24 protein-coding genes are annotated in these 23,996 nt (G+C 44.5%); 14 read left to right on the top strand and 10 right to left on the bottom strand.

The annotated features are described in order from the left end of the window. Positions 1-118 precede the first annotated feature (118 nt). Positions 119-1,342, top strand: coding sequence for a tryptophan synthase subunit beta (trpB, locus tag R8N46_RS03175; protein ID WP_213972144.1), 1,224 nt, complete (start codon positions 119-121; stop codon positions 1,340-1,342). 131 nt (positions 1,343-1,473) lie between these two features. On the opposite strand, the gene R8N46_RS03170 is transcribed toward trpB, so the two are convergent. Further along, the gene (locus R8N46_RS03170; protein WP_005375642.1) at positions 1,474-2,931 is read right to left on the bottom strand and encodes a DUF3360 domain-containing protein; all 1,458 of its coding nucleotides are present in this window, start codon (positions 2,929-2,931) and stop codon (positions 1,474-1,476) included. A 410-nt stretch (positions 2,932-3,341) separates the two neighbouring features. Here R8N46_RS03170 and R8N46_RS03165 point away from each other — a divergent pair, with 410 nt between their 5' ends. Further along, the gene (locus R8N46_RS03165) at positions 3,342-3,758 is read left to right on the top strand and encodes a VF530 family DNA-binding protein (RefSeq protein ID WP_005375544.1); all 417 of its coding nucleotides are present in this window, start codon (positions 3,342-3,344) and stop codon (positions 3,756-3,758) included. Positions 3,759-3,909: 151 nt separating this feature from the next. On the opposite strand, the gene R8N46_RS03160 is transcribed toward R8N46_RS03165, so the two are convergent. Further along, complete coding sequence (locus R8N46_RS03160) at positions 3,910-5,160, bottom strand: DEAD/DEAH box helicase (RefSeq protein WP_318098121.1); 1,251 nt, start codon at positions 5,158-5,160, stop codon at positions 3,910-3,912. A gap of 576 nt (positions 5,161-5,736) precedes the next feature. On the opposite strand from R8N46_RS03160, the gene R8N46_RS03155 reads away from it, so the two are divergent. Continuing rightward, positions 5,737-6,942 carry an MFS transporter gene (locus R8N46_RS03155; protein ID WP_115386715.1) on the top strand — a complete coding sequence of 402 codons (1,206 nt, stop codon included), beginning with the start codon at positions 5,737-5,739 and terminating at the stop codon, positions 6,940-6,942. Beyond that, positions 6,917-7,873: an HTH-type transcriptional regulator YidZ gene (yidZ, locus tag R8N46_RS03150; RefSeq protein WP_033907131.1), complete on the top strand. Its 957-nt coding sequence runs from the start codon at positions 6,917-6,919 to the stop codon at positions 7,871-7,873. Before R8N46_RS03155 ends, yidZ begins: the two co-directional genes overlap by 26 nt. Before the next feature lie 251 nt (positions 7,874-8,124). On the opposite strand, the gene R8N46_RS03145 is transcribed toward yidZ, so the two are convergent. After that, entirely contained in the window at positions 8,125-8,370 is a 246-nt protein-coding gene (locus tag R8N46_RS03145; RefSeq protein WP_017821096.1) for a hypothetical protein, read from the bottom strand. Between the two features lie 40 nt (positions 8,371-8,410). Further along, entirely contained in the window at positions 8,411-8,626 is a 216-nt protein-coding gene (locus tag R8N46_RS03140; protein WP_005375557.1) for a DUF3820 family protein, read from the bottom strand. A gap of 143 nt (positions 8,627-8,769) precedes the next feature. Between R8N46_RS03140 and R8N46_RS03135 the strand changes: the two genes are divergently transcribed. Next, entirely contained in the window at positions 8,770-9,078 is a 309-nt protein-coding gene (locus R8N46_RS03135) for a cysteine-rich CWC family protein (protein WP_080276966.1), read from the top strand. Between the two features lie 38 nt (positions 9,079-9,116). On the opposite strand, the gene R8N46_RS03130 is transcribed toward R8N46_RS03135, so the two are convergent. Then, on the bottom strand, positions 9,117-9,461 hold the full coding sequence (locus R8N46_RS03130; RefSeq protein ID WP_213972143.1) for a HopJ type III effector protein: 345 nt from the start codon (positions 9,459-9,461) through the stop codon (positions 9,117-9,119). A gap of 199 nt (positions 9,462-9,660) precedes the next feature. On the opposite strand from R8N46_RS03130, the gene R8N46_RS03125 reads away from it, so the two are divergent. Then, positions 9,661-11,430 (top strand): choice-of-anchor I family protein, encoded by a 1,770-nt coding sequence (locus R8N46_RS03125; RefSeq protein ID WP_115386716.1) that lies wholly within the window; start codon positions 9,661-9,663, stop codon positions 11,428-11,430. Between the two features lie 70 nt (positions 11,431-11,500). On the opposite strand, the gene R8N46_RS03120 is transcribed toward R8N46_RS03125, so the two are convergent. Both R8N46_RS03120 and phhA read right to left on the bottom strand, forming a co-directional pair. Beyond that, the gene (locus R8N46_RS03120; protein ID WP_053303750.1) at positions 11,501-11,839 is read right to left on the bottom strand and encodes a 4a-hydroxytetrahydrobiopterin dehydratase; all 339 of its coding nucleotides are present in this window, start codon (positions 11,837-11,839) and stop codon (positions 11,501-11,503) included. Further along, a complete protein-coding gene (phhA, locus tag R8N46_RS03115) occupies positions 11,829-12,623 on the bottom strand; it encodes a phenylalanine 4-monooxygenase (protein WP_005375564.1) in 795 nt (264 codons plus the stop codon). Before phhA ends, R8N46_RS03120 begins: the two co-directional genes overlap by 11 nt. A 222-nt stretch (positions 12,624-12,845) precedes the next feature. Between phhA and R8N46_RS03110 the strand changes: the two genes are divergently transcribed. Further along, positions 12,846-14,819 carry an acetoacetate--CoA ligase gene (locus R8N46_RS03110; protein ID WP_213972142.1) on the top strand — a complete coding sequence of 658 codons (1,974 nt, stop codon included), beginning with the start codon at positions 12,846-12,848 and terminating at the stop codon, positions 14,817-14,819. A 149-nt stretch (positions 14,820-14,968) separates the two neighbouring features. Here R8N46_RS03110 and R8N46_RS03105 read toward each other — a convergent pair whose 3' ends face one another. Then, positions 14,969-15,544 carry a class I SAM-dependent DNA methyltransferase gene (locus R8N46_RS03105; RefSeq protein ID WP_181881323.1) on the bottom strand — a complete coding sequence of 192 codons (576 nt, stop codon included), beginning with the start codon at positions 15,542-15,544 and terminating at the stop codon, positions 14,969-14,971. A 171-nt stretch (positions 15,545-15,715) separates the two neighbouring features. Here R8N46_RS03105 and R8N46_RS03100 point away from each other — a divergent pair, with 171 nt between their 5' ends. Together R8N46_RS03100 and R8N46_RS03095 are read left to right on the top strand one after the other, a co-directional pair. Continuing rightward, positions 15,716-16,594 carry a LysR family transcriptional regulator gene (locus tag R8N46_RS03100; protein ID WP_115386719.1) on the top strand — a complete coding sequence of 293 codons (879 nt, stop codon included), beginning with the start codon at positions 15,716-15,718 and terminating at the stop codon, positions 16,592-16,594. A gap of 176 nt (positions 16,595-16,770) precedes the next feature. Beyond that, complete coding sequence (locus R8N46_RS03095) at positions 16,771-17,664, top strand: cation diffusion facilitator family transporter (protein ID WP_115386720.1); 894 nt, start codon at positions 16,771-16,773, stop codon at positions 17,662-17,664. Between the two features lie 151 nt (positions 17,665-17,815). Here the strand turns inward: R8N46_RS03095 and yddG are convergent, their stop codons facing one another. Continuing rightward, entirely contained in the window at positions 17,816-18,718 is a 903-nt protein-coding gene (gene yddG / locus R8N46_RS03090) for an aromatic amino acid DMT transporter YddG (RefSeq protein ID WP_042521459.1), read from the bottom strand. Positions 18,719-18,838: 120 nt separating this feature from the next. Between yddG and R8N46_RS03085 the strand changes: the two genes are divergently transcribed. The 5 genes from R8N46_RS03085 to R8N46_RS03065 all read left to right on the top strand — a co-directional run bounded on the left by R8N46_RS03085 (position 18,839) and on the right by R8N46_RS03065 (position 23,117). After that, the gene (locus tag R8N46_RS03085; protein ID WP_165439042.1) at positions 18,839-18,988 is read left to right on the top strand and encodes a hypothetical protein; all 150 of its coding nucleotides are present in this window, start codon (positions 18,839-18,841) and stop codon (positions 18,986-18,988) included. A gap of 12 nt (positions 18,989-19,000) precedes the next feature. Next, the gene (gene elbB, locus R8N46_RS03080; RefSeq protein ID WP_115386721.1) at positions 19,001-19,651 is read left to right on the top strand and encodes an isoprenoid biosynthesis glyoxalase ElbB; all 651 of its coding nucleotides are present in this window, start codon (positions 19,001-19,003) and stop codon (positions 19,649-19,651) included. Positions 19,652-19,985: 334 nt separating this feature from the next. Beyond that, a complete protein-coding gene (gene yiaY, locus R8N46_RS03075) occupies positions 19,986-21,134 on the top strand; it encodes an L-threonine dehydrogenase (RefSeq protein ID WP_042521463.1) in 1,149 nt (382 codons plus the stop codon). 149 nt (positions 21,135-21,283) lie between these two features. After that, positions 21,284-22,360, top strand: coding sequence for a PQQ-dependent sugar dehydrogenase (locus tag R8N46_RS03070; RefSeq protein ID WP_115386722.1), 1,077 nt, complete (start codon positions 21,284-21,286; stop codon positions 22,358-22,360). A gap of 142 nt (positions 22,361-22,502) precedes the next feature. Next, a complete protein-coding gene (locus tag R8N46_RS03065; protein ID WP_213972141.1) occupies positions 22,503-23,117 on the top strand; it encodes an HAD family hydrolase in 615 nt (204 codons plus the stop codon). A 108-nt stretch (positions 23,118-23,225) separates the two neighbouring features. Here R8N46_RS03065 and R8N46_RS03060 read toward each other — a convergent pair whose 3' ends face one another. After that, the gene (locus tag R8N46_RS03060) at positions 23,226-23,705 is read right to left on the bottom strand and encodes a Dps family protein (RefSeq protein ID WP_005388254.1); all 480 of its coding nucleotides are present in this window, start codon (positions 23,703-23,705) and stop codon (positions 23,226-23,228) included. Positions 23,706-23,996: the final 291 nt, after the last annotated feature.

Below are 23,996 nucleotides of genomic sequence, written 5' to 3'. Positions count from 1 at the left end.
TTGTACTTTTTAACTAGTGCACTAGATCGCGAACTCTGATTTAAGCAACTGATCACACAACCACTTCTAAATTTTGGGTATAAAAGTATCAATACTTTCGTTAACTAGGATGTAAATAATGAAAAACTCGTTTGATCTCACTATGCCCAACGAAGAAGGATACTTTGGTGAATACGGTGGTAGCTTTGTTCCACCTGAGCTTGAACAAATCATGCATGACATCAACGCAGCTTATGAGGAATGCAGCAAAGATCCTGAATTTAATGCGGAACTCGCTCGCCTGTATAAGCACTTTGTTGGACGACCTAGCCCAATCTTCCATGCGGAAAACTTGTCTAAAAAATACGGAGCAGACATCTACCTAAAGCGCGAAGACTTAAACCATACAGGCGCACATAAAATTAACCACTGCTTAGGGGAAGCCATTCTCGCTAAAAAGATGGGTAAGAAGAAACTAATTGCAGAAACTGGCGCAGGGCAACACGGTGTTGCGCTTGCTACAGCCGCGGCATTGGTTGGCTTGAAATGCGACATTTACATGGGTGAAGTTGATATCGCCAAAGAGCATCCGAATGTCGTCCGCATGAGAATCCTTGGTGCTAATGTCATTCCTGCCACTCATGGGCGCAAAACCCTCAAAGAAGCGGTAGATTCTGCATTCGAAGCTTATCTGAAAGATCCTGATACACAACTTTATGCGATAGGCTCTGTCGTTGGCCCTCACCCATTCCCTAAAATGGTGAGAGATTTCCAATCAATTATCGGTAACGAAGCACGAGTTCAATTCAAAGAAATGACCGGCAAGTTACCCAATAATCTCGTCGCATGCGTTGGAGGTGGTTCTAACGCGATGGGGCTATTTACTGCTTTCTTAGAGGATGAACAAGTCGCCATTCACGGCGTTGAACCTGCGGGCCGCTCTTTGCAAAAGGTTGGCGAGCATGCTGCAACACTCACACTCGGTGAGCCAGGTATCATGCACGGATTTAAGTCTTACATGCTTAAAGATGCGCAAGGCGAACCTCAGGAAGTGTACTCTGTAGCAAGTGGCTTGGATTACCCATCGGTTGGGCCTCAGCATAGTTACTTAAAAGACATTGGCCGTGTCAATTACGGCTCAATCAGTGATGACGAAGCGATTGATGCCTTCTTTGAGCTGTCTCGTGAAGAGGGAATAATCCCTGCTATTGAATCCTCACACGCTGTCGCTTACGCAATTAAACTCGCACAGCAAGGAGAAACCGGCTCGATTTTGATCAACTTATCAGGCCGTGGTGACAAAGACATTGATTTTGTCGTTGAACACTACGGCGCAAAATACGGCATTGAATCACTCATATAGCCTAACTCCGTAGCCTAACCCTACATGCAAAAAGCTACCTGGTACTAGGTAGCTTTTTGTTTTTGTCTACTATTTTAAGAAGCAAGTCCCTTTACTCACTGCTCTCACTATACCTTTAGAGCATAATTCGATTAACCGATAAGAGCTGGAATGCCTGGAAGCTGACCAACAATAGCAAGGGAGCCTGCACATACGATAAACGCAGTGCCAGGAATCAGATATTTATCTTTGCGCGATAGTTCGTTAGCACGCTCATGGTCGCCGATAAGCCCGAGGTTATCCAACAGCATCGTGATTGCCCAACCGAAGACTGGATTAACGAATGCACAGGCAAAAATACAGATACCTGCACTGAGTGAATCTTTATGCTTATGGATCATCTGCATACCCGCTTCAAGGAGTGGTAAGAATACACCCACAATCAAAGCAACGCGCAGAACAGGTTCCCACATTGCTAGATCCATTGGGTAGCCAATTACCGCCGCCGCAATACACATGAAACCCGTCAACAGAGCGCCACCTGGAATAGGACGCTTGGCAATTGCGGCAGGAATCATGTACGTTCCCCAAGAAGAAGCTAGGTTTCCGCCCCCTAAGAGTGAACCAACCCCCTGACGAACAGATGCTCCGACCATCGTGTCGTCGACATCCATGAGTACACCTTTCGCTTCTTTTGGGTAGTTAAGTTCTTGAAACACACGATGGCCGAGATAATCAGGGGACCACATAGCGACTGCCAGTAGAGCAAATGGAGTCACGGCAATAAAGTGCTCTAGGGTTGGCCAGCCTAGCTGCCAGCCTGTATCTTCCCCCCACCAGTAGAATGGACTGAAATTAGGTAGGCCCGGTTCTGTGGTAAAAGCAAACTCAGCGCCCATCAAATAAGCAACAATACCCGCGAGTGCAGAGCACAATGGGATAGCGAGCCAACGTTTATTGATCTTGGCTAAGTAAGCGTAAACCATAACGGTTAGGCCTATGACCACAAACGAAATGTAACCTTGGTCCGTACTTGCAGCCCACGCTTCCGTCTTATTAATTTGCCCGAGCAACCCAACGGCACCAAGGTAGATCAACAACCCTCCTCGAACCCCGATACCAGTAAGAGTCATGAGTTTAGAGCCACCTTTGGTTAAGGCGAGAATTAACCCAAAAACACACACCATCAAACCTAGCGCGAGAGGGTGCCCTCCTGCAGCTGCAATCATAGGAATCAGCGGTATCATTGGGCCATGGGTTCCCGCTAAGTTTGCATTCGGGTTTAGGATGGCAGAAAACAGTATGACGAACAGGGCTCCAGCGATAAGTAATTCGTAACGCACGTTTTCTGCAATGAATTCCGGAGATAAACCAAACTGAGCAGCAAAAGCGGAAACCATGGCAGTGACCATCACCACTTTACCAATGGTTGCTGCTAATGCCGGTACCCAGTCTTCGATTTCAATACTGTAATCACGTGAAGGCAAATGAATTCCCCAGCGACGGAAACTCATGACGGTTAAATCATGATTTAGAAAGTCTTCTCGGTTTTCAAATTCATGCGGTTTTTTGCGCACATCCCTGTAAAAAGTCTTACTTTTGTCAGACATTGAGTCATCCTTTTATGTTTCAACGTTGAACTACGTCAACTAGAGTTTCGCTTGGTAGACAGACCAATACGAGACAACACCCACATCAAACATCGAGGCCACACCAAGAAAGTGGTATGGCTAATTTTTGATTTGAACCTATTAAGCATGTATTGCTATCGGTAGGAATATTAGACATTAGTAAAAGAACAACAAAAATCTCACTTATTACACAATAATTTAACATCGAGCTGGGACGCTTGAACTTTTAAGAGTCATTTTTGAGCAGAGAGCCAAGTAGAGCGGCCAATTCCGATTTATACTTTCAAGGTAGAGAGCACTGTACTCGCATCCATCGCAAAGTAACTATAGATATCTCTGCATTGTATACTTTGTTAAACTCCGCCCTTTAATGAGTAAGGCCCTTAAAAATGATGACTGACGAAGAGAGAATCGAGCTGCAACAGAACAATCCACTGCACGGGTTAAAGCTAGAGACTATGTTGCAAGAGTTAGTAGATTTTTACGGCTGGGACATTCTAGATACAGCAATGCGTTTTAATTGCTTTAACACTAAGCCTTCGATTGCAAGTAGCGTGAAGTATTTAAAGAAAACCGAATGGGCGAGAGAAAAATTAGAAAACTTTTACCTTTATCGCTTTAAGCGTATGCCACGCGCGAGCGAAGAAGAATACAACTTACCACCAAGAGCTCGTACCTTCCCTCATGGCCTTGAACCTAAAGAGCCAATGCCGCTAACCGTTGACTCTATTCTTAAGTCACAAGCTAAAGCAGCGTCTGCATTTAAAAAGCGTTCACCTCGCGGACGCCCTGCTCGTCGCCAATAACACTATCTTGAAAAGCAATAGAGCCCTACTGGTAGCTCCAGCAGGGCTCTATTGTTCTTTAAAGGAATGGCTAGAAGCGAAGACTCAAGCTAGTGAGCATTCCCTTTCTCCAGCAACTCCCGTAAGTAAACTCACATGTAGTTTACGTTTTCTATTGATTACGCTTTTTCTTCTTTTTACCCGTACCTGCTGGCTTCGCTCGCGGCTTCATTGGTAAAAAGTAGGCTTCACTCTGATCGTCTTCCACTTCAAAACCGACTACCTGCTCGCGTTCAAGTTGGAACTTATTTTTCTTTTCTATCACTTTGAAATGGTGGTAGTCGTCGTAATCGATAAGAGATAACCCTAAACCTACTTCACCAGCACGACCACTACGACCGATTCGATGCATATAATCAGCAGGGCTACGCGGAAGATCGAAGTTAATCACCACTGGAAGTTTTTCAATATCAAGGCCGCGTGCTGCGATATCGGTGGCAATAAGAACTTGAATCTCGCCAGACTTAAAACCGTCAAGGACACGAGTACGAGCGCCCTGCCCTTTATCACCATGGAAAACTTCAGCGGTAATACCGCGTTTTGACAACTTTTGAGCTAAATGATTACAGGCATTCTTAGCATTCACAAAAATCAGAGTCTGTCGCCACTGATGCTGTTTGATTAAGTGCGCGAGTACCGCCGTCTTCTCACCTTTATTTACACTAAACACGCGCTGCACCAAAGTGCTGGCTTCTGCGCTCTGCAACTGAACTTCAACAGGGTCGCGGAGCAACTGCTGAGCCAACGTCGTCACTTTATCAGGGAAAGTTGCAGAAAATAACAGCGTCTGTTTCTTCTCTGGGAGTAACGCAAGAATCTTATTCAGTTCTTCGGTAAATCCGAGGCTCAACATACGGTCGGCTTCGTCAAGAACAAGCGTTTTTACTTGGTCCAACTTAATCGCGTTACTGGATACCAGATCAAGTAATCGACCCGGCGTTGCAACAATGATGTCACAGCCACCACGAAGCGCCAGCATTTGTGGGTTCACCGATACACCACCAAATACGACAACCGTTTTGATCTTATCTCTGAGATGGTATGAGTAAGATTTGACGTTATATGCCACCTGTGATGCCAACTCACGAGTTGGTACTAAAATCAGGTGGGAAACGAAGTTGCCACGGCGATTGTTTGATTCGTCTTGCTGAACAATTTTTTGCAAGATTGGCAGCGAAAAAGCAGCGGTTTTACCAGACCCCGTATTGGCACCACCAATAATATCTTTCCCTTCAAGGATATCAGGAATAGAACGGGATTGAATGGGCGTCGGTTGGCTGTATTCCAACGCTTCTAGTCGCTCGACTAATGTTGGAATCAGGCCAAGATCGGCAAATGTCGCTTGCTGTGTTTTATCTGTCATTACGATGAGTGGCTCAGTGCTAGTAAAGGCCGTGTATCTTATGCTATTTCGCGTCTGGATGTTAGAGATAATGGCCCAAACAGAAGATTGGTGAAAGAAGCACTATAGGGTTCAGGAATTTCCTTTCACTAACATGAGTTAATGGTTTCGGTAACCAATACTCTACGACCAAGATGGTAGCGTTCGCGATAAGCAAAGGGAAAAGGAGCCAGGCATTCTGACTCCTGTAAAACAAAACACATTGTATTTTGGGGAAAGAGATTACAAAGGCAGGCCACATCCGAATCAAAGGCTTAACCACACTATTTAAGCTCTGTGGTTTTGAGAGCTTAATATAGCTTGAGAAAACTCCAGGTCACTAATGTCCATCGTTGTCTATTTAACTAATGTAGTGGACTCGGTTGTATAGATTACTTTCTCCCAATACCACGGTTCTTCTTAGGGCAAATTTGACTGCTATAGCCACAATCGTTACTGATGTCGTATATGGAAATACCTGTTGTCAGAAAGGTAACGCGCCAAAATGAGTAATGTTGCATATCATCCTCGTAAGCCCAATTCCTTCACGAGGTAGTAATGGAAAAAATTAATTTATCCCGATATCTGATATGTAGCTTCGCCTTTGTGTTGCTTTATCCTACGGCAATAGATATCTACTTGGTTGCTTTACCACAAATCGCCCATGACCTGTCTGCCAGCGAATCACAACTTCATATTGCTTTTTCTATTTACCTCGCTGGTCTAGCATCGACTATGGTTTTTGTTGGGCGAACTGCTGATTGTTTAGGACGCAAACCTGTTGCCATTTGCGGTGCAGTGATTTTTACCCTTGCATCAATGTTCGCGGGCTCTGCTGAGACCAGTAATAGCTTCCTAATAATGCGCTTTTTCCAAGGCGTAGGTGCCGCATGTTGCTATGTAGTGGCCTTTGCCATTTTGCGTGACACTCTAGGGGACCCAGAGCGAGCTAAGGTTCTATCGATGCTTAATGGAATTATCTGCTCTATTCCAGTACTTGCCCCCGTGATCGGCAATCTGATTATGATCAAGTTTCCGTGGCCCGTGTTATTCACTGCCATGGCGATAATGGGTGTTGTGATAGGTTTAATTGCTTGCTTTGTCTTGAAAGAAACCTTGCCTAAAACCAAGCGCACAACTTTAAAGGTGAGTGAAGCTTCGAACGAATCACTATCTAACCGCTTTTTCATATCGCGCGTTATTTATACATCTTTAGGCGTCACAGCTATTCTCTCTTATGTAAATACGTCACCAATGATAATAATGGATTCAATTGGTTTTACTCGAGGCGAATATTCAACAACGATGGCACTACTCGCGATGGTAGGTATGACGACATCGTTTTCAGTTCCATTTGCTCTTTCTTGCTTCAAACAAACCACATTGATGTTCGCTGCACAAATGACCAATTTTCTGTCGGCTATCGTTATTCTCGCGGCTCACTTGAATAGCGATAGTCCGACACTTTATATGGTAGGATTCACTCTGCTCAGCATGAGTTTTCCAATGGGGTTTGGTGTGGCGATGAGCCAAGCGTTAAGCCAGTTCTCACGCAAAGCTGGACTTGCAAGCTCTATGCTTGGCATAGGTCAGGTTTCTTGGTCTGCACTTTACATTTGGTTGATGGCGACGCTAGGTGTGTCGGCCGTGATGATGTTAATGATAGCGTTGGTTGCTAGTGGCGTTATTGGACTCTCCGTAATATTATTATTTCCAAATCATAACGTTAGTGAGCCTCATGAAGAAATCTCTTGCCCGACTTGATCTTAATTTACTGCTCACTCTGCAATTGCTACTGCAAGAGCAGAGTGTTACTAAAACGGCGAAAAAACTTAATGTAACTCCCTCAACCGTGAGTAAGTCTCTAGGCAAACTACGCGCTTGGTTTGATGACCCGCTTTTTGTGAATACGCCGCAAGGCCTAAAACCAACAAATCTCGCGACAAACGTGCAAGTGCTTTTGTCAGACTGGATGCAGATCGGTAACCAGATTGTTTCACTCAGAGGTGATGATGTTCCAAGCGGAGTTAAATTTCATCTTGGAGTAGAGTCGCCATTGTCACTCATCATGGTCGACGAACTGACCAAACGAATCCATGACTTTTACCCAGACTCAACGGTAAAGTACCATAACTGGGATGAGGACTCATTAGATGCCATCACTAGCGGTGAAGTGGATATTGGTTTTACTGGCCGCGAAAGCCATCCTCGCTCCAAAGAGTCGTTAGAACTGCTACCGTATTTCATTAACTTCGAAGTGTTGTTCTCAGATTTACCTATGGTGTATGTCCGCAAAGATCATCCTGCGCTCAAGCAAGAGTGGAATTTGGATACTTTCTTAAGCTATGCCCATATCAATGTAGCATGGGAGAAAAATGACAGTTGGGTGTTGGATGAGATCTTGGCTGAGCAGGGACACACTCGAAACGTTAGCCTAACGATGGCGAGTTTCGAGCAAGCTTTATTTGTTGCAGAAAAGCCCGACCATCAAATGTTAACCACAGCACCAAAATATTGTCAGCGATACTGCGAACAGCTTCACCCCAACTTAATAGCGTTGCCTATCCCCGTTGCTGAAGATTATCAGCACAAGCTACTGATTCCATTTACTATGATTTGGCACAAGCGCAATAACCAGAACCCTAAAATCGTGTGGTTGAGGGAGACGATAAAGAGCCTGTATGGCACAAGTTGAACAGTTAATGTTTAAGTACATTTAAAGTAAAGGAATAGACATTCTCCCCCTTTATGTTGTCAATAAGCGTAGGAGTGTGATCTTGCCTTCTATTAGATTAAATACTTGAAAATCTTGGACTCTATTATCCACTTCGAAATTGATTTCAGCTCATTTGGGGACAAAAAAGAGTCAGCCTAACGGTCTGGCTCTTTTGAATGAAAAAATAGTCTGGTGGGAGAACTTGTAAGGCTGTGGCAGGTTACACTCACTTACTCCTTAGGCAGGTGACCAGTTTCCTTCGCAAGCTTTTGCATCGCCTCGGCAAACGTTGTTGTCCCGCCTTTAGCTTTAACCTGTATTACCTTATATCCCAACTTTTCCAACGCTTGGCGCTCTGCCAAAACAGCTTTGTCATCTTGCTGGCTACCTTGAGCTGGCTGATGAATGTAACATCCCTCTAATTTACCATCTTCGACCAATTGGTGGTGTTTCAGTGCATCGATATCAAAATTCATAATAAGTCTTTTCATCAAGAGTGGGCGTTTCTGTAGCTAATTACATGCGCTTCAAAGGCTTCACGACACTATCTAAGCCTTCAATTTTGAGCGCTAAACATAGCTTGAGCAAATCCCCTAGCTCGCCGCTTGGCCAGCCCTTTTTATCAAACCACAGTAAGTATTCTTCAGGCAGGTCGATTAACACTCGCCCTGCATATTTCCCAAATGGCATTTGCATTCTAGCGAGTTTAATGAGGTTTTCTTTTTCTAACATAAGTGACAGAGAGTTAAGGTAACTCGCCCAAGGGTAACACTGGTTATCCCTCCTCACCAGCAAATCGCAGTCACGTTTATTTTGGCGGCCTTGACTCGCTTTGTGCTAGAGTACGCGGCATAAAAAATGAGAACGAGAAAGCAATGAAGTCACCTTGTCGAGCAGCATGTAAAAATAACGCCGGAATATGCTCTGGTTGTCACCGGACGATGGATGAAATCATCCAATGGAAAGACAAAACCGATCTCCAACGAGATGCGATTATCGAACAAATCGCAGGAGAAGATTCAACGCACAGTTGTCCTGAGTGCGGGACTCAAGCCCATTGTGATATCGCCGCAGGCAAAGAGACATGCTGGTGCTTTACTATAGAAACCCGTGATTTACCCAAGCCAAGCGCCAACCAGCTGTGTTTGTGCCGAAAATGTCTAGAAAAAAAGCCAGTTGCGTAATACGACTGGCTTACTGATCATCGTTTTCTGACTGGTGTTTATTTAGCGGTTAAAGCGGACGCTTCAAACTTAATGCCTTCCCACCCTGTCACCATAAAATTACGAATATTCTGGTAATCGCTGTTCTCTGGATGCTGCAATACATCTTCACGATAAAAACGGCCAAAGCAGGCTAGCGTCGCTTCTTTGTCTAGGTTGTTTAGCAAACCGAAAGCGAAGATCTTACACGAACCGTTGTTCTCGCCTGCATTGTTTTGTGTCTCACCATTTACAAAAGCGGTTGGCTCAAACGTATAGTTATCTTCGATCACCGCCATCGTTGCTTCAAATTCGACCTGCTCTGGTGACGCTGCCAATAAATCTAAAAACGATTTTAATTCCATTATTCCTCTATCCCTACTTCATCATATTGATGACACATTAGTTTCATAAAAAGCCAATATAAGAGTCATCAATCATACATATATTCAGAGCCTTACCAAATCAAACGTCATTCAGCGCTCTATCATTCCAGTTGCGGAAATGGACAGCAGCATAAAACCCGTGCTGATTGACAACCTATCGGATTGATAAGGAGATATCATGATCACCCCTTTAAAGGCAATCGGTGTACTCGCATTGTCATCACTTGCCATCGCGTGTTCATCACAACCCGAAGATACCGTGGCTTCATTCGCTACACAATGCAAACCTACCACTACCCCCGTTACTGGGGAAACGTCAATTCAAGGGTTAACTTTTATCGGAACATCCGTTGCTGATGCTCCATTCGACACATCGGCAGCTGAAATCGTCAGTTATGACGCTTGTACGGATAAGCTCTATGTGGTTAATGCTCAAGCAAAACGTGTCGATGTACTTTCTATGGATGACAACGGCGTACCAACGCAAAGCGCATTCATTGATCTCAACAGCGCTGGCGAAGCAGCGGGCATTGAAATTGGCGCAGCAAACAGTGTCGCTGTATTCAATGGTTTGGTAGCAGTTGCGATTGAAAACAGTAATAAACAAGCGAATGGTATTGTTGGCTTGTACCGCTCCGGCGATTTGTCATTAGTCACGACTTTCCCAACAGGCGCATTGCCAGACATGGTTGGCTTCTCAAAAGATGGCCGATACATCGCAACCGCTAATGAAGGAGAACCAAACAGCGATTACAGCATTGACCCTGAAGGTAGTATCACTTTGATCGATCTGAGCCTTGGTGTTACTCAAGCAGAAGTGTCACAAATTGGCTTTAACGAATTTGATGATTCACGAAAAGCAGAGCTTCCAAAGAATGTGCGTATTTCGGGGGCAAACGCCACCATCGCACAAGATCTAGAACCAGAATACCTCACTTTTGCAGATAACGGCAAAATCTATGTCGCGCTACAAGAAAATAACGCCATGGCAATCGTCAATCCAGAGAGCAAATCAGTAGAGCGAATTGTTGGCTTGGGTGAGAAGTCTTGGTCGGGCGCTAAACTCGATGCGTCCAACAAAGACAAAATCATTGGGAACTTGAAAAGCTACCCACAACTGGTTGGCTTATTTATGCCTGACACCATCGACAGCTACTCAGTGAATGGGAGTACTTACATCGTATCGGCAAATGAAGGCGACGGGCGTGAGTACGGATTCAAAACCACTCAAGAACTGTGCGACAAAGCTGGCTTTATGTGGGATGAAGACGATTACCTCGGTACAGATGAATATACATCTGAGCAAGGAACCTGTTTAAGCCATATTGATGAAGTGCGCGGTAAGAAGCTGAAAGTGGCAGCAGAACACCCATTGGCAGAGGCACTAAAAGACAACAAACGACTCGCGCGTTTAAAAGTGATTAAGCCGGAACAAACGCTTTCTGCACAAGAGAATGTTCAAGCATTTGGCGCGCGTTCATTCTCGATTTGGGATGAAAACGGCAAGTTGGTCTTCGATAGTGGTGACGATTTCGCGACCATCGCGCTGCTGAATGAAGGCAAGAACTTCAACAGCACCAACGATAACAATAATAGTGGCGATGACCGAAGTGATGATAAAGGTATTGAGCCAGAGGCGATTGAAGTAGCACAAATTAACGGTCGTCATTACGCGTTTATCGGCTTGGAGCGTCAAGGCGGTATCATGATTTATGACATCACAGACCCGAAACAAACGCAGTTTATGCATTACGTCAACCGCCGTGATTACAATCAGCCAGTATGTACAGAAGTCGAAGATGGCGAATGCATGAATGACACATACAATCCAAAAGCAGGCGATTTAGGTCCAGAGTCCATTAATTACTTTACCCGTAACGGTGGTCATTTTATCGTCGTTGGCAATGAGGTATCGGGCACGACATCCGTCTTCCGAATCAATCTATAAAGTAATGTAAAAGTCATTTAGAACCAAAACGCCCGACATAAGCCGGGCGTTTTTTGTATGAGGTAATGTCCTACTCTGCCGATGCTAGCGAGTCACACTTTGATGCGCAGATAAAATCGTTTTTATGCAGACCTTTGATAGAGTGACTCCACCACGTTACGGTAACCTTACCCCATTCCAACAAAATAGAGGGATGGTGGAACTCATCTTCTGCCAGTTCCGCGATTTTGTTACTGAAAGCCCATGCTTGTTTGAAGTTCTTAAATTTATACACCTTTTCTAGTTGAGGTATATCTTCTCTTTCAATGATCTGCCAATCAGACAATTGCAGCAGCAGAGATTGTTGTTCTTCTTTGCTTAGTGCAATGGCATCGATACTACAAGCTTCGCATTTTTGTTCATTCAACATGAGCAGGTTCCTTTGGTTCAAAAAGTGGAGGAAGCAGTCCAGCTTCAATCGCTAGATCGGCTTGTTTCAATAAATTTAACTGACTGATTTTAAAAAGCTGAGAAAAGTCATCAATCACGTAGTACTTCGGTTGCATGATGTCGATACGATAAGGCGTTCTCAGCACTGTTTGTAATTCAAATGGGTCGCGAATTGCTGCATCACTCTCTAATGCGTAGAGGGTTTCGCCAGGAGATGAAAGAATACCACCACCGTAAATTTTGGTTTTGTCCCCTTCTTTCACCAAGCCAAACTCTACGGTAAACCAGTAGAGGCGAGCGAGATAGGCTCTTTGTTTTGGGGTAGCGGCTTGCCCTAGTTGACCATAATGCTCGGTAAATGCAGCAAAGTCTGGGTTGGTTAACATCGCGCAATGACCAAATATTTCGTGGAAGAAATCTGGCTCCTGTAAGTAATCGAACTCATCTCTTGTACGCAAGAATGTGGCGACTGGAAAGCGCTTATTACCGAGTAGATTAAAAAATCGGTCGAAATCAATAAGCGCGGGAACGGGCTCCACTTGCCAACCTGTTGTCTCCATCAAGACACGATTAATTTCTGGTAACTGAGGAACGCGGTCTTGAGGTAAATCAAGCAGCGTCAAACCGTGTAAATAAGCCTCACAAGCTCTGTTTTGGATCACACCCATTTGTCGTGTTACCAAATCTCGCCAAATGGCGTCTTCTTCACGGCTCCATTCAACCCTGCCTTCCTGGTTTACGGGTTTAGAACGATACTGGGTCATGGCTCATCTCCATTAACAAATCCTTTACATTAAGCCTATCTGTAGTCTTAAGAGCTTCCAATCCCTGCGCGATTTTCTCAGCATCATCCCGATGTAACATATTGTTTACAACACATCGTAACTGCATGATTTTTATGACACGATATAATATCTGGCTTGTTTGACTTTATCGTGTATTCCTCTCAAACTAAAACCTGTTATCACTTTGTTATAGAGGGACCTATGCGCGAGAGCAGCAAAGTATGGCAACCGAGCGAAAGTCGTATCGAAGAAGCCAACATTACACAGTTTATTGAACACATTAATCGACAAGGAAGTACCCTTGAAAGCTTCGCTGATCTGCATCAATGGTCACTCAATCATGTAGAAAAATTTTGGCAGGAAGTTTGGCTATTCTGCGACGTCATTGGCACTCAGGGAGAGACCATAAAAGAGCGAGCAGAAAGTCGCTGGCAGCAACATGTTGAAAATAGGGATATAAAATGGTTCCCAAACGCGCAAATTAACTACGCCGAAAATTTGCTAACCTACGCGTGTCACCAACCCGATGATCTCGCTATTTGGTTTGAAAATGAACGTGAAGAAAAACAGACCTACACCTGGAAACAATTGTGCGAAGAAGTTTCGAGTGTGCAGCAATGGTTGAAAGAATGTGGAATTAAGCAAGGTGATGTCGTCGCTGGTTATTTACCTCACCTACCTCAAACGGTGATAGCCATGCTAGCAACCACTAGTTTAGGGGCGACCTGGACTTCCACCTCACCTGATTTTGGCGTCGAAAGCGTTTTGGAGCGCTTTGGTCAAGTGAAACCCAAAATCCTGTTTACTTGTGATGGCTATACATTCAATGGCAAAACTTTCGATATGTCTGAGAAAAACCAGCATATTGCGGATCATCTTGATGGTCTTAAACAAGTTTGCCAAATTAGCTACCTTAAACCACACATTTTTGAATGCGATGTCTGCACCCAAGATTGGCAAAACGTCCTGAATCAATACACCCCCGAAGCGCTGACTTTTACTCGTGTGAATTTTAACGATCCGCTATTTGTGCTTTATTCTTCAGGCACAACAGGCAAACCGAAATGCATCGTTCATTCCGTCGGCGGAACGGTGCTTAATCACTTGAAAGAGCATCAACTGCATTGCGATATTCAACCGAACGACCGAGTGTTTTACTACACAACCTGCGGCTGGATGATGTGGAACTGGCACGTTTCTTCACTCGCGAGCGGTGCATGTTTGGTGATTTTTGATGGTAGCCCTGTTTACCCCACTCATAATGTGCTCTGGGACCTCGCAGAACAAGCCGAAGTGACGCTATTTGGAACCTCAGCAAAATACCTAGAGGCGCTGGAAAAAGCATCTTTTTCTCCGCAGAAAAGTGATGCATTTTCAAGTCTGAAAACCATTTGTTCGACTGGCTCTGTTCTGTATCCAGAACAGTTTGATTATGTCTATCAGCACATTAAAGAAGATGTACACCTCGCCTCGATTTCTGGCGGAACAGACATTTGTGGCTGCTTTGTATTAGGCAACCCTATTTCTCCCGTTTATCGGGGAGAGTGCCAATCAGCAGGGTTAGGGGTCGATGTCCGAGTCTTTAACCCACAAGGTAATAGCGTAATGGGAGAGCGCGGTGAGTTGGTTTGTGCCAATTCATTACCCAACTTCCCTGCTGGCTTTTGGAACGACACCGGTGAGAGATATCATCGCGCTTATTGGGATAAGTTCGACAATATTTGGCACCACGGCGATGATGTTGAACAGACTCGCGTTGGGGGATACGTGTTTTATGGTCGAAGTGATACCACGTTGAATCCCGGTGGCGTAAGAATCGGCACGGCCGAAATCTATCAGCAAGTGAACTGTATAGACGGTATTCTAGATTCGATCGCAGTAGGAAAAGAAGTCGATCGCAACGAACAAATATGGCTGTTTGTCCGATTAGTCAAAGGGGTAGAGCTCAATGACGAGATGATCGCTTCCATCAAAGCACAGCTAAAGTCTGCATGTTCTCCAAGGCATGTACCTAGTGCGATTTACGCAATAAGCGATATACCTAAGACACGCTCAGGAAAGCTGGTCGAGTTAGCCGTTAAGCAAGTCGTTAACAACCGAAGCGTCGAAAATTTAGGCGCAATAGCCAACCCTGAAGTGCTGGAGGAGATACGCAGGATAGTCGTCTCAAAATAACCTCCGAAGACTTAGTTGTTCGAGTATGTCCTTGCCTGCACCACGACGACTTGTTTAGAGCAAGTGAAGTTACATATACCCTCAGCAGATAAGAAAAAAGCGAGCTTGTTAGCTCGCTTTTGTCATTTTGTGTTCTTTATTCAGCAGTATTAGCGGCGACCAAGCCCCATTAATACCGACATTGTTTTACCGTCAGATGTAATGTCAAAAACGTGTTGCGATTCAACTTCAGTAAAGCCTGCTTCTTTCAGTGCACGCTCAGACTTCGTAAGGGTAAAACCGTCTTGTTCACATTCTGCAATCCAATCAAAATGAACAAAATAGCCGCCGTGGTTAAGTAGAGAATGCGAGATCGTTAATGACGCGTCTAAGTCTTCCACGAACGCTAAAACTGATGATGCAACCACCAAGTCGAACTGTCCACGAAACGCAGGGTGCTGAGCGACCAAGCCGCGAGATAATGCATCTACCACAGGTTCTACATTGACGAGCTCTTTTTTATCGAGTTCCTCAATCATGGCTTCCGATGCGTCTAATGCTACGATGTCTTTAACCATCGGTGACAATCGTTGACTTAACTGCCCTGTTCCGCATCCAAAATCTAGTACTTTAATGCCATCAAGCTGAGTTAGCTGTTGTAACTGCTCAAACACCGACTGCGCAAATTGCTCTGTTGCTGGATTTGATTCCCAGTTTTTTGCTAAGCCGTCCCAATCTTGTGCCATCGTGGCCTCCATGTTCACTTTTTGTAACCCACATAGATTACCGCAAAACCGTTAAAAGACCATAGACTTATCTAGCGGATTCGCGTTTTTTTCGATAATCTTTCATGGCTTTGGGAGCGCATCTGCATAATACCCAAATTATTTGAATTCATTTATTGGTTGTGTCAAATCATGAACTTAACTCAAGTAGAAGCCTTCTGCACCATCGCTGAGTGTGGTTCTGTTTCTGAAGCGGCAAGGCAACTCGACTGCAATCGTACCAAACTCAGTATGTCGATTAAGGCATTAGAGAAAGATCTCGACGTTGAATTGTTTAACCGAACTGGCAACCAGCTCACCCTCTCTGAAGCTGGGAAAGCCATTTACAAAGATTGCGAACACCTACTTATCATCGCACAACGGGTCAGAAAGACCTGCGCTCAAATCTCGGAAGGGTTTAACGCGGAAGTTTGGGTAGCACGTGACGACTCCTTACCTGATGATCTCTGGCAAGAATTATCTCATACATTGAATAACCGCTTTCCTTCAACAACCTTCAACTTAATCTTGGCATCCAGTGGCGACTTAGCCAACTTGGTCAGTACCCACCAAGTAGATTTTGCTTTCGGCGTTGATTATGAGCGAGTAGACGATCCTCGTATCGTATATAACCCATTAGGCAAGATACGTATGATGTCAGTATGCAGTGTAGCACACCGCCTAAGTAAGATGCGCCGTGTCTCAGACGAAGATCTACGTAGTCAAATGCAAGCATTAATGGTGTACCTAAATGAGAAAGACAACCCTGAACTGCAACCTTTCTCGACTCGATATATTGGTTTTTCGAGTTTTGACTACATGCTGAACACCATCTTAGAAGAAGACGCTTGGGGCGTGCTTCCAGAACCATTAATCCGCCATTACCTTCGTCAGCAGAAGCTCGCCGTTATCAAACACACATACGGATTGACGCAAGAAGACTACTGTATGTTTTCACCTAACGGCCATGCTGAGCATCCTGCAATGACGTGGTTAGCAGATAAATTGAGCGAGTATTTATTTGACTTCTAAACATTTTATCAGTGAGCGTCAATTTTACTGACACCAAAAATCCACAGTAAGTCGTTGTTTTATAAGAACATAAATAAAAGCGCAATTTTTTAGATTAGTTACTGGTCACTTTGTGGTTGCCTAAATTACCTTATGAGCGAAGAATAGCAAGGTATTAAAATTCAAAGGCATCTTTTATGTGTGACAGGACAAGCAAAAACGAAAACCGTATTCTAACCATTTCAGCCCTTTTGGCATCTGGGTTCGCTGCTGGTGGTATGGTACTTGGCTTGCTTGTAGGCTCAATTGTCATCGTTTTTGACGGTGTTTACTCTTTGGTCAGCTTACTGTTAACTTTATTGTCACTGGCCGCTTCTTACTATATTAACAAGCCTTCAAAATCTGTATTCCCATTTGGAAAAGCGGTCTTAGAACCAATCGTTATTGCGATAAAAGCAGCCGTCATTTTAGTGGTTGTAAGCTTCTCTCTCTACTCTGCGATATCAGCATTGATGTCTGGAGGTCGCGAGGTCGATGCTTCTATTGCGACCTTATTCGGCATCGTGAATGTTATTGGCTGTGGTTACGCTTGGTGGTTTATGGCGAAACGCAGCCGCCGCTTCTCATCAGGCTTGATTGAAGCGGAGAAAAAACAGTGGCAAATGGATACTCTGCTAAGTGTGGCGGTGACCGTAGGATTTATCTCGGCTTGGGCTGTTTCACTAACGCCATTCTCTGAGTATGCGGTATATGCCGACCCCATGATGATGGTTTTAATGGGCTTTTACTTCCTCAAAGTACCGTTCGATATGCTAGTAGGTGCCTTACGTGAACTACTAATGATGACACCAAGCAAAGAGCTGTGTCAGAGCGTTGGCAAAGATGTTCTTGAGATTGAAAAAGTGACTGAGCATCAATTGAAACTGGCTGGCGTAACGAAGGTGGGCCAAGAGCTACGAGTAAATGTGGACGTACATATTGATGACGACACATTGGAGCTTAATACACTAGAGCACACTCGTAAGCAGCTTATCAAGCGACTGTCAAAGCACAGATTCAAGCTTCAACTACACTTGAACGTCGCTTATTAGAGCGCCACCAAAGAGCCGTTAAAACTCCATAAAAAGCTCCCAATCTCGGGAGCTTTTTTAATTTTTTCGATTTAGTTGCTTCGTATTCGAATACAGCTCGCAAGGGAGATCTGTTCGTTGCTCACTTAAATTCTCTGATCTCGTTGGTAACTTACCCAGCCGCTTCGCGCTTCTCTTTGGTGACTAACCAACACATCAGCGAGCCCACCGTTACCATCACAACGCCCTGCCAAAAGCTATGGCTCAGAGTTACGCCAAGAATAATGGAAGAAAATAAAGCGGAAAAAATGGGCGTGAAGTAAGACAAGGTGGCGAGAAAAACCATATTGCCGCCAACGATCGCGATATTCCATAAACCATAACCACCAGCCATTAAAGCCGCAGAAGCCACTAAGTACCCCATCGCTTCCCAACTGAATGTCATTGGTGGCTCATCCGTAAACGCGTATTTGACCCAAAGCGAAACAGCTGTTGCAATGAAAAACAGGGTAATCGCATTATGTTTAGATTGCTGCCTTTGGGTTAAGTTGCAATAAAAGGCCCATATAACCGCCCCAGCGAAAGCCATAAAATACACCAGAGGGTTACTACTAACATTGGACATGATCTGAGTTATGGATAAGCCATTCTCACCGCTCACAGTCCAAGCAACCCCAACAAACGCCAGCGTAACTGCTGGATAAAGCAACCAGTTTGTTTTTTTATTGCTGCCAAGGACCGCAAATAAAACCGTCAGTGCGGGCCAAAGGTAGTTGACAATCGACACCTCAATTGCCTGCGCGCGCGAGTTGGAATATCCCAAAGATAGAGCGAGAAATATTTCATAGCAGACGAACATCGCACCACCAAGCACAAGATACTTGGGAGAAAAGTAAGACAACTTTGGAATACCGACCACGATAAGAAGGAAAACAGAGCTGAGAGAGTACAACATGGCTGCCCCACCTACAGGACCTAAACTCTCCGTAACCAACCTCGCGATGCCAAGCAGACAACTCCAAGAGAGAATCGCGATACAACCATAAAGTGTGAAACGAAATTGCACTGATTTCATGTGACCTACCACTCACGAATGCCAAAGGAAACGTCAGCTTAACTCAAAAATGATCAGGTTCAACGTACTGTTTTATAAAAATCAGTATAAAAATCATTCTATTAAGCCGTTGGAGTTGATATGAAACATTTTCTGCCCTCTAGTGTTATGCTTACACCCTTTGTTGTGCGCTACTATGATGAAGATGACGACGAGAGTGAAAACGTTAAAACACATTCGGAAACGCATGGTCTAGATAGCGAAGAGCAATCTAAGGAACGTTCAGAGTAAAGGAATCCAAACATGAAAAAAGTCGCAGTCATTTTAAGTGGTTCAGGCGTTTACGACGGTTCTGAGATCCACGAAGCAGTGTTGGCGCTCTACGCCATCGAGAAAGCAGGGGCAACTTGGCACTGCTTTGCACCTAACATTGACCAACTCCACGTCATCAATCACCTAACTGGTGACGAAATGGATGAAACCCGTAACGTACTGATCGAATCAGCTCGTATCGCACGCGGAAACATTGGCGATGTTGCCAAACTTAACGTTGATGAATACGATGCCCTACTGCTTCCAGGTGGATTTGGTGCTGCGAAAAACTTAACCGACTTCGCCGTTTCAGGTGCAGAGTGCTCCATTAACACACACGTAGCTCAAGCTTGTCGCGCGTTTGCTAATGCGAAAAAACCAGCTGGCTATCTGTGTATTTCTCCTGTCATTATTCCGATGATTTATGAGCAAGGCGTGAAAGGAACGGTAGGCAACGATGAGGCAGTCTCAATAGCATTTAATCAAATGGGCGGTGAACACACCACGTGCCCTGTCGAAGACATCGTTTTTGATGAAAAACACCTCGTACTTTCAACCCCTGCTTACATGTTGGCAGAGAATATCTCTCAAGCGGCTTCAGGTATCGAAAAGTTAGTATCAAAGCTGATTAAAATAGCTTAATTATTAGTAGTTATCTTATAAAAAAACCTCTCTATCCCCATTGATAATTAAGTTATTAATGGGGATTTTTTATACTTTAGTCGAATTTAGAGATATATCCGCGTCAGAAGTCAATTTCTGCCAATCGTTTGCGTCCATAGTTTCATATTTGTTCTACTTTATATCAGTGTTGCACTTATACGCAGTGCAACAAGATCACTGTCACAGTTTTTCTCTTGCAAGTACCTCTAAGTAGGTAAACTTGCTTCAGATCAACTTCAATCTGGAAACGAATGTGCGACAGTAAATGGCAAATTAAGAAAGATTATTAAAAATAACGACGGAGCTATCCAATATGACAAGTGCATTTTTTATCCCTACGGTAAACCTAATGGGCGCTGGTTGTTTGAAAGACGCAGCAGACAGCATCCAATCTCAAGGCTTTAAAAAAGGTTTGATCGTTACGGATAAGATCCTTAACCAAATCGGTGTAGTCAAACAAGTTCAAGACCTTCTCACTGAGCGCGATGTAGCAACCGTTGTGTTTGATGGCACTCAACCAAATCCAACTATCAGCAACGTTAACGACGGCTTAGCACTTCTTACTGATAACGAATGTGACTTCGTTGTCTCTCTAGGTGGTGGTTCACCACACGACTGTGCGAAAGGTATCGCGCTTGTTGCTTCTAACGGCGGCAAAATCGCAGATTACGAAGGCGTAGACCAGTCTGCAAAACCAATGATGCCACTTATCGCAATCAACACGACGGCAGGTACTGCATCTGAAATGACGCGTTTCTGCATAATCACTGACGAAGAGCGTCACATCAAGATGGCTATCGTTGATAAGCACACAACACCGCTTATCTCGGTAAACGATCCAGAGCTAATGCTAGCTAAACCTGCTTCGCTAACTGCGGCAACAGGTATGGATGCCCTAACTCACGCGATTGAAGCTTACGTATCTATCGCAGCAACACCAATCACTGATGCGGTAGCAATTAAAGCGATTGAGCTTATCCAGGCTTATCTACGCACAGCAGTGAAAAACGGTGAAGATCTAGAAGCTCGTGAACAAATGGCATACGCGCAGTTCATGGCGGGTATGGCATTCAACAACGCGTCTCTAGGTTACGTACACGCAATGGCACACCAGCTAGGTGGTTTCTATGACCTTCCACACGGTGTTTGTAACGCGATTCTTCTACCTCACGTACAGCGTTACAACGCGCAAGTATGTCCTGAGCGTCTACGTGACGTAGCAAAAGCAATGGGCGTAAACGTAGAAGGCATGTCTGCTGAAGCAGGTGCAGCGGCAGCAATCGACGCTATCGTTACTCTAGCGAAAGATGTGGGTATCCCAGCAGGTATCAAAGAGCTTGGTGCGAAACTAGAAGACATCCCAACACTAGCAGACAACGCACTGAAAGACGCTTGTGGTTTCACTAACCCTAAACAAGCAACTCACGAAGAAATTTCTAAGATCTTCGAAGAAGCGATGTAATCTCGCTAACTAAACAATTCTCTAGCCTTAATTCAATCCCCGATCTCGTATCGGGGATTTTTTACATTCATATACAAGTGAATCTCTGCCAAACATAGTCTTTTAGTGTTAGCTTTTAAGTATTAACACGATTCATATTGGAAGGAACCATGAGAACGATTGCTGCTGCCCTACTCACTTGTTTATCCTTTTCTGCCAACGCTGCCGAATACCGCGCGAACGAGGTGGCGAATGGATTTCAGATCCCTTGGGGGATCGAGTTTTTAGATAACCAACGCGTTATTGTCAATGAAAAGAACGGTACGGTTTCGTTGCTGGATATCACCACAGGCAAACCTCAAAAGCTGTTTAACGTCCCCAATGTGAACACCAGTGGACAAGCCGGCTTATTGGATGTCGCGCGCGCACCGAATGCCGATACGCAAAACCCGCAACTCTTCTTTACCTACAGCAAGCGCACGAGCAAAGGCAATACGGTGGCGTTAGCGACGGCGCAATTGCAAAACAATCAGCTTGAAGGTTGGAACGATCTCTTTGTTGCTGATGCCATCACCGACACGGGTCGCCACTACGGCAGTCGAATTTCATTTATTGACGACAAAGTTTACTTCTCAATCGGTGACCGTGGCGAACGTGATAATGGCCAAGACACTCAAACCCATGCTGGCAGTATTGTGCGCCTTAACCTTGATGGTTCGGTTCCGCAAGACAACCCATTCAAACCTTCCCAAGCTCGTCCTGAGATATGGAGTTACGGGCACCGCAACCCACAAGGTATGTTTTACGACGAAGCAACAAAACAGCTGTGGTCGATTGAACATGGACCACGCGGTGGCGATGAAATTAATCTAATCAAGAAAGGCGCGAACTACGGCTGGGCAAAAGTCTCTCATGGTAAAGAATATTGGGGACCGTTGGACGTTGGGGAAGCTAAGTCGTTACCGGGAATGGAAGATCCCAAGCTGGTATACGTCCCTTCTATCGCGCCCAGTAATATGATTTTGTACCGTGGTGATAAATACCCAGAATTGGACGGAAAAATCCTCGCCGGCGCATTGAAACTGGCGCACATCAACGTGGTTTCTATTGATAATGGCAACCTTACCGAATCAAAAAGATTAATGGAGAATCTTGGTGAGCGAATAAGAGATATAACCATCAGCCCCGATGGTTATATCTACTTTTCTACCGACAGCGGCAAAATATTTCGTCTTGAGGAAAGGTAATCAAACACTAAAATCGTTAAGACTATTTAATTTGTGACGTACTAGTGATTTATTTTCGTACAATCTAAGCAGAAGAATCTAAACTTAACAATAACCTTTTGTTTTTTAAAACGATAGTTCGGTTAAGTTGTACGAGGTCATTATGATTCCATTCCCTTTACAGCTCGATAAAATTAAAGCCGTGGTGTTTGATTTGGACAACACCTTGGTGAGTTCTGATATGAACTTCGGCGAATTGCGACAACAGCTTGGCTGTCCGCAGAGTGAAGATCTATTGGATTTTGTCGACGCACTTGAGCATCCTCATCATCGAGAGCACGCTCATAACGTGATATTTGATTACGAGATTTCTGATGCTGAGCAGTCTGCTCCAATGATTGGCTGCCATGAATTGCTCGCCCACTTGCATCAAAATGAAATCAAAACCGCTATCGTGACGCGCAACTGTCAAATCGCCACGCAGCGCAAACTAGAACACAACCAAATCTCAGTGGAACGAGTCATCACTCGTGAATGCTTCCCGCCCAAGCCAGACCCATTGTCTTTGCAGGTGTTGGCGAAAGAGTGGCGTTTGATGCCTGCTGAAGTGCTTTATGTCGGCGATTACCTTTACGACTTACAGGCAGCGTATAACGCTCAGATGCCGTCTTGTCTTGTGCATCATGGTAATCAAGAAACCTTCAATGACTCAGCCTCGTTGGCGCTTAATGAACTCAGTGATTTATTGAGTCGTTTCGAATCCTTACCACGCAAATAAAGCACACATATAAAATACGCAAACAAAAAAAGGGGCACCAACGTGCCCCTTATGACTTATTCCCGATTGTTTCATGCGTTCCCAAGGATTGCTTGGGTGATGCGCTGCTTAGCCTTGTAGGTAAGCGTTAAGCATCCACATTAATTTTTCTTGCTCACGGATGTAGTCACCCATCAATGCCGCTGTACCTTCGTCATCTGCTTCACCCGCGTTTTGTAGAATCTCACGCTGTTTTAGAAGTAGAACGCTAAAGCCTTGAACCAGACCTTGTACACACTCCTCACCAGAAGTCGCGTTTTGATGTTCTTTAATTTCACTTGCTTCCAAGTAGTTGCTGAATGCGTGCGCTGGCGTGTGACCCAAAGTTAGAATACGCTCTGCAAGCTCATCGATTTTTGTTTGTAGATCAGTGTAGATCTCTTCAAATTTTACGTGCAGTTCGAAGAATTGCGCACCTTTAATGTTCCAGTGGTAACCGCGAGAGTTCATGTACAACACTTGGTAATGCGCTAGCAGTTGATTTAGCTGTTGAGCTAGTTGTGCTGATTGTTCGCTGTCTAGACCAATTAGGCTTACTTGTTTGTTCATAATCTTGCTCCTAGAAGGATGATACCAATCGTAGTAACGAACGATTCTCTTACCGGGATTGGTATAAAGTTTAAAAATTCTTTTGCAGTATTTGCTGCCGATGGAGTCATATTACGACTCCGGCTCGGCGAAGAGAATTTGGTTTTAGCTATGATTTAAATAGCCAAATCCAATGAGCAAGTAGACGAATATCGGCGTATCATCCAACAAAAAGCCCCAACCCTTTTTGTGTAAAAAGGGTTGGGGCTTTTTTACTATTTGGTTAACGTTCAAACGTAGATGAACAGACGT

Origin of the sequence: Vibrio sp. 1874 (assembly GCF_033344395.1) — a bacterium.
Taxonomy (GTDB): Bacteria; Pseudomonadota; Gammaproteobacteria; order Enterobacterales; family Vibrionaceae; genus Vibrio; species Vibrio alginolyticus.
The sequence above is the reverse complement of the archived record's forward strand: the minus strand, read 5'-3'. Positions and strand labels throughout refer to the sequence as shown.

Bases quoted from the DNA above. Each gene is read 5' to 3' on its own strand.
- R8N46_RS03135 (WP_080276966.1), top strand. From the start codon at position 8,770: ATGAAGTCACCTTGTCGAGCAGCATGTAAAAATAACGCCGGAATATGC.
- R8N46_RS03110 (WP_213972142.1), top strand. From the start codon at position 12,846: ATGCGCGAGAGCAGCAAAGTATGGCAACCGAGCGAAAGTCGTATCGAA.
- R8N46_RS03060 (WP_005388254.1), bottom strand. From the start codon at position 23,705: ATGAACAAACAAGTAAGCCTAATTGGTCTAGACAGCGAACAATCAGCA.
- R8N46_RS03130 (WP_213972143.1), bottom strand. From the start codon at position 9,461: ATGGAATTAAAATCGTTTTTAGATTTATTGGCAGCGTCACCAGAGCAG.
- R8N46_RS03095 (WP_115386720.1), top strand. From the start codon at position 16,771: ATGTGTGACAGGACAAGCAAAAACGAAAACCGTATTCTAACCATTTCA.
- R8N46_RS03165 (WP_005375544.1), top strand. From the start codon at position 3,342: ATGATGACTGACGAAGAGAGAATCGAGCTGCAACAGAACAATCCACTG.
- R8N46_RS03100 (WP_115386719.1), top strand. From the start codon at position 15,716: ATGAACTTAACTCAAGTAGAAGCCTTCTGCACCATCGCTGAGTGTGGT.
- elbB (WP_115386721.1), top strand. From the start codon at position 19,001: ATGAAAAAAGTCGCAGTCATTTTAAGTGGTTCAGGCGTTTACGACGGT.
- R8N46_RS03125 (WP_115386716.1), top strand. From the start codon at position 9,661: ATGATCACCCCTTTAAAGGCAATCGGTGTACTCGCATTGTCATCACTT.
- yddG (WP_042521459.1), bottom strand. From the start codon at position 18,718: ATGAAATCAGTGCAATTTCGTTTCACACTTTATGGTTGTATCGCGATT.
- R8N46_RS03160 (WP_318098121.1), bottom strand. From the start codon at position 5,160: ATGACAGATAAAACACAGCAAGCGACATTTGCCGATCTTGGCCTGATT.
- R8N46_RS03120 (WP_053303750.1), bottom strand. From the start codon at position 11,839: ATGTTGAATGAACAAAAATGCGAAGCTTGTAGTATCGATGCCATTGCA.
- R8N46_RS03140 (WP_005375557.1), bottom strand. From the start codon at position 8,626: ATGTTAGAAAAAGAAAACCTCATTAAACTCGCTAGAATGCAAATGCCA.
- R8N46_RS03085 (WP_165439042.1), top strand. From the start codon at position 18,839: ATGAAACATTTTCTGCCCTCTAGTGTTATGCTTACACCCTTTGTTGTG.
- yidZ (WP_033907131.1), top strand. From the start codon at position 6,917: ATGAAGAAATCTCTTGCCCGACTTGATCTTAATTTACTGCTCACTCTG.
- R8N46_RS03105 (WP_181881323.1), bottom strand. From the start codon at position 15,544: ATGGCACAAGATTGGGACGGCTTAGCAAAAAACTGGGAATCAAATCCA.
- trpB (WP_213972144.1), top strand. From the start codon at position 119: ATGAAAAACTCGTTTGATCTCACTATGCCCAACGAAGAAGGATACTTT.
- R8N46_RS03155 (WP_115386715.1), top strand. From the start codon at position 5,737: ATGGAAAAAATTAATTTATCCCGATATCTGATATGTAGCTTCGCCTTT.
- R8N46_RS03145 (WP_017821096.1), bottom strand. From the start codon at position 8,370: ATGAATTTTGATATCGATGCACTGAAACACCACCAATTGGTCGAAGAT.
- R8N46_RS03065 (WP_213972141.1), top strand. From the start codon at position 22,503: ATGATTCCATTCCCTTTACAGCTCGATAAAATTAAAGCCGTGGTGTTT.
- R8N46_RS03170 (WP_005375642.1), bottom strand. From the start codon at position 2,931: ATGTCTGACAAAAGTAAGACTTTTTACAGGGATGTGCGCAAAAAACCG.
- yiaY (WP_042521463.1), top strand. From the start codon at position 19,986: ATGACAAGTGCATTTTTTATCCCTACGGTAAACCTAATGGGCGCTGGT.
- R8N46_RS03070 (WP_115386722.1), top strand. From the start codon at position 21,284: ATGAGAACGATTGCTGCTGCCCTACTCACTTGTTTATCCTTTTCTGCC.
- phhA (WP_005375564.1), bottom strand. From the start codon at position 12,623: ATGACCCAGTATCGTTCTAAACCCGTAAACCAGGAAGGCAGGGTTGAA.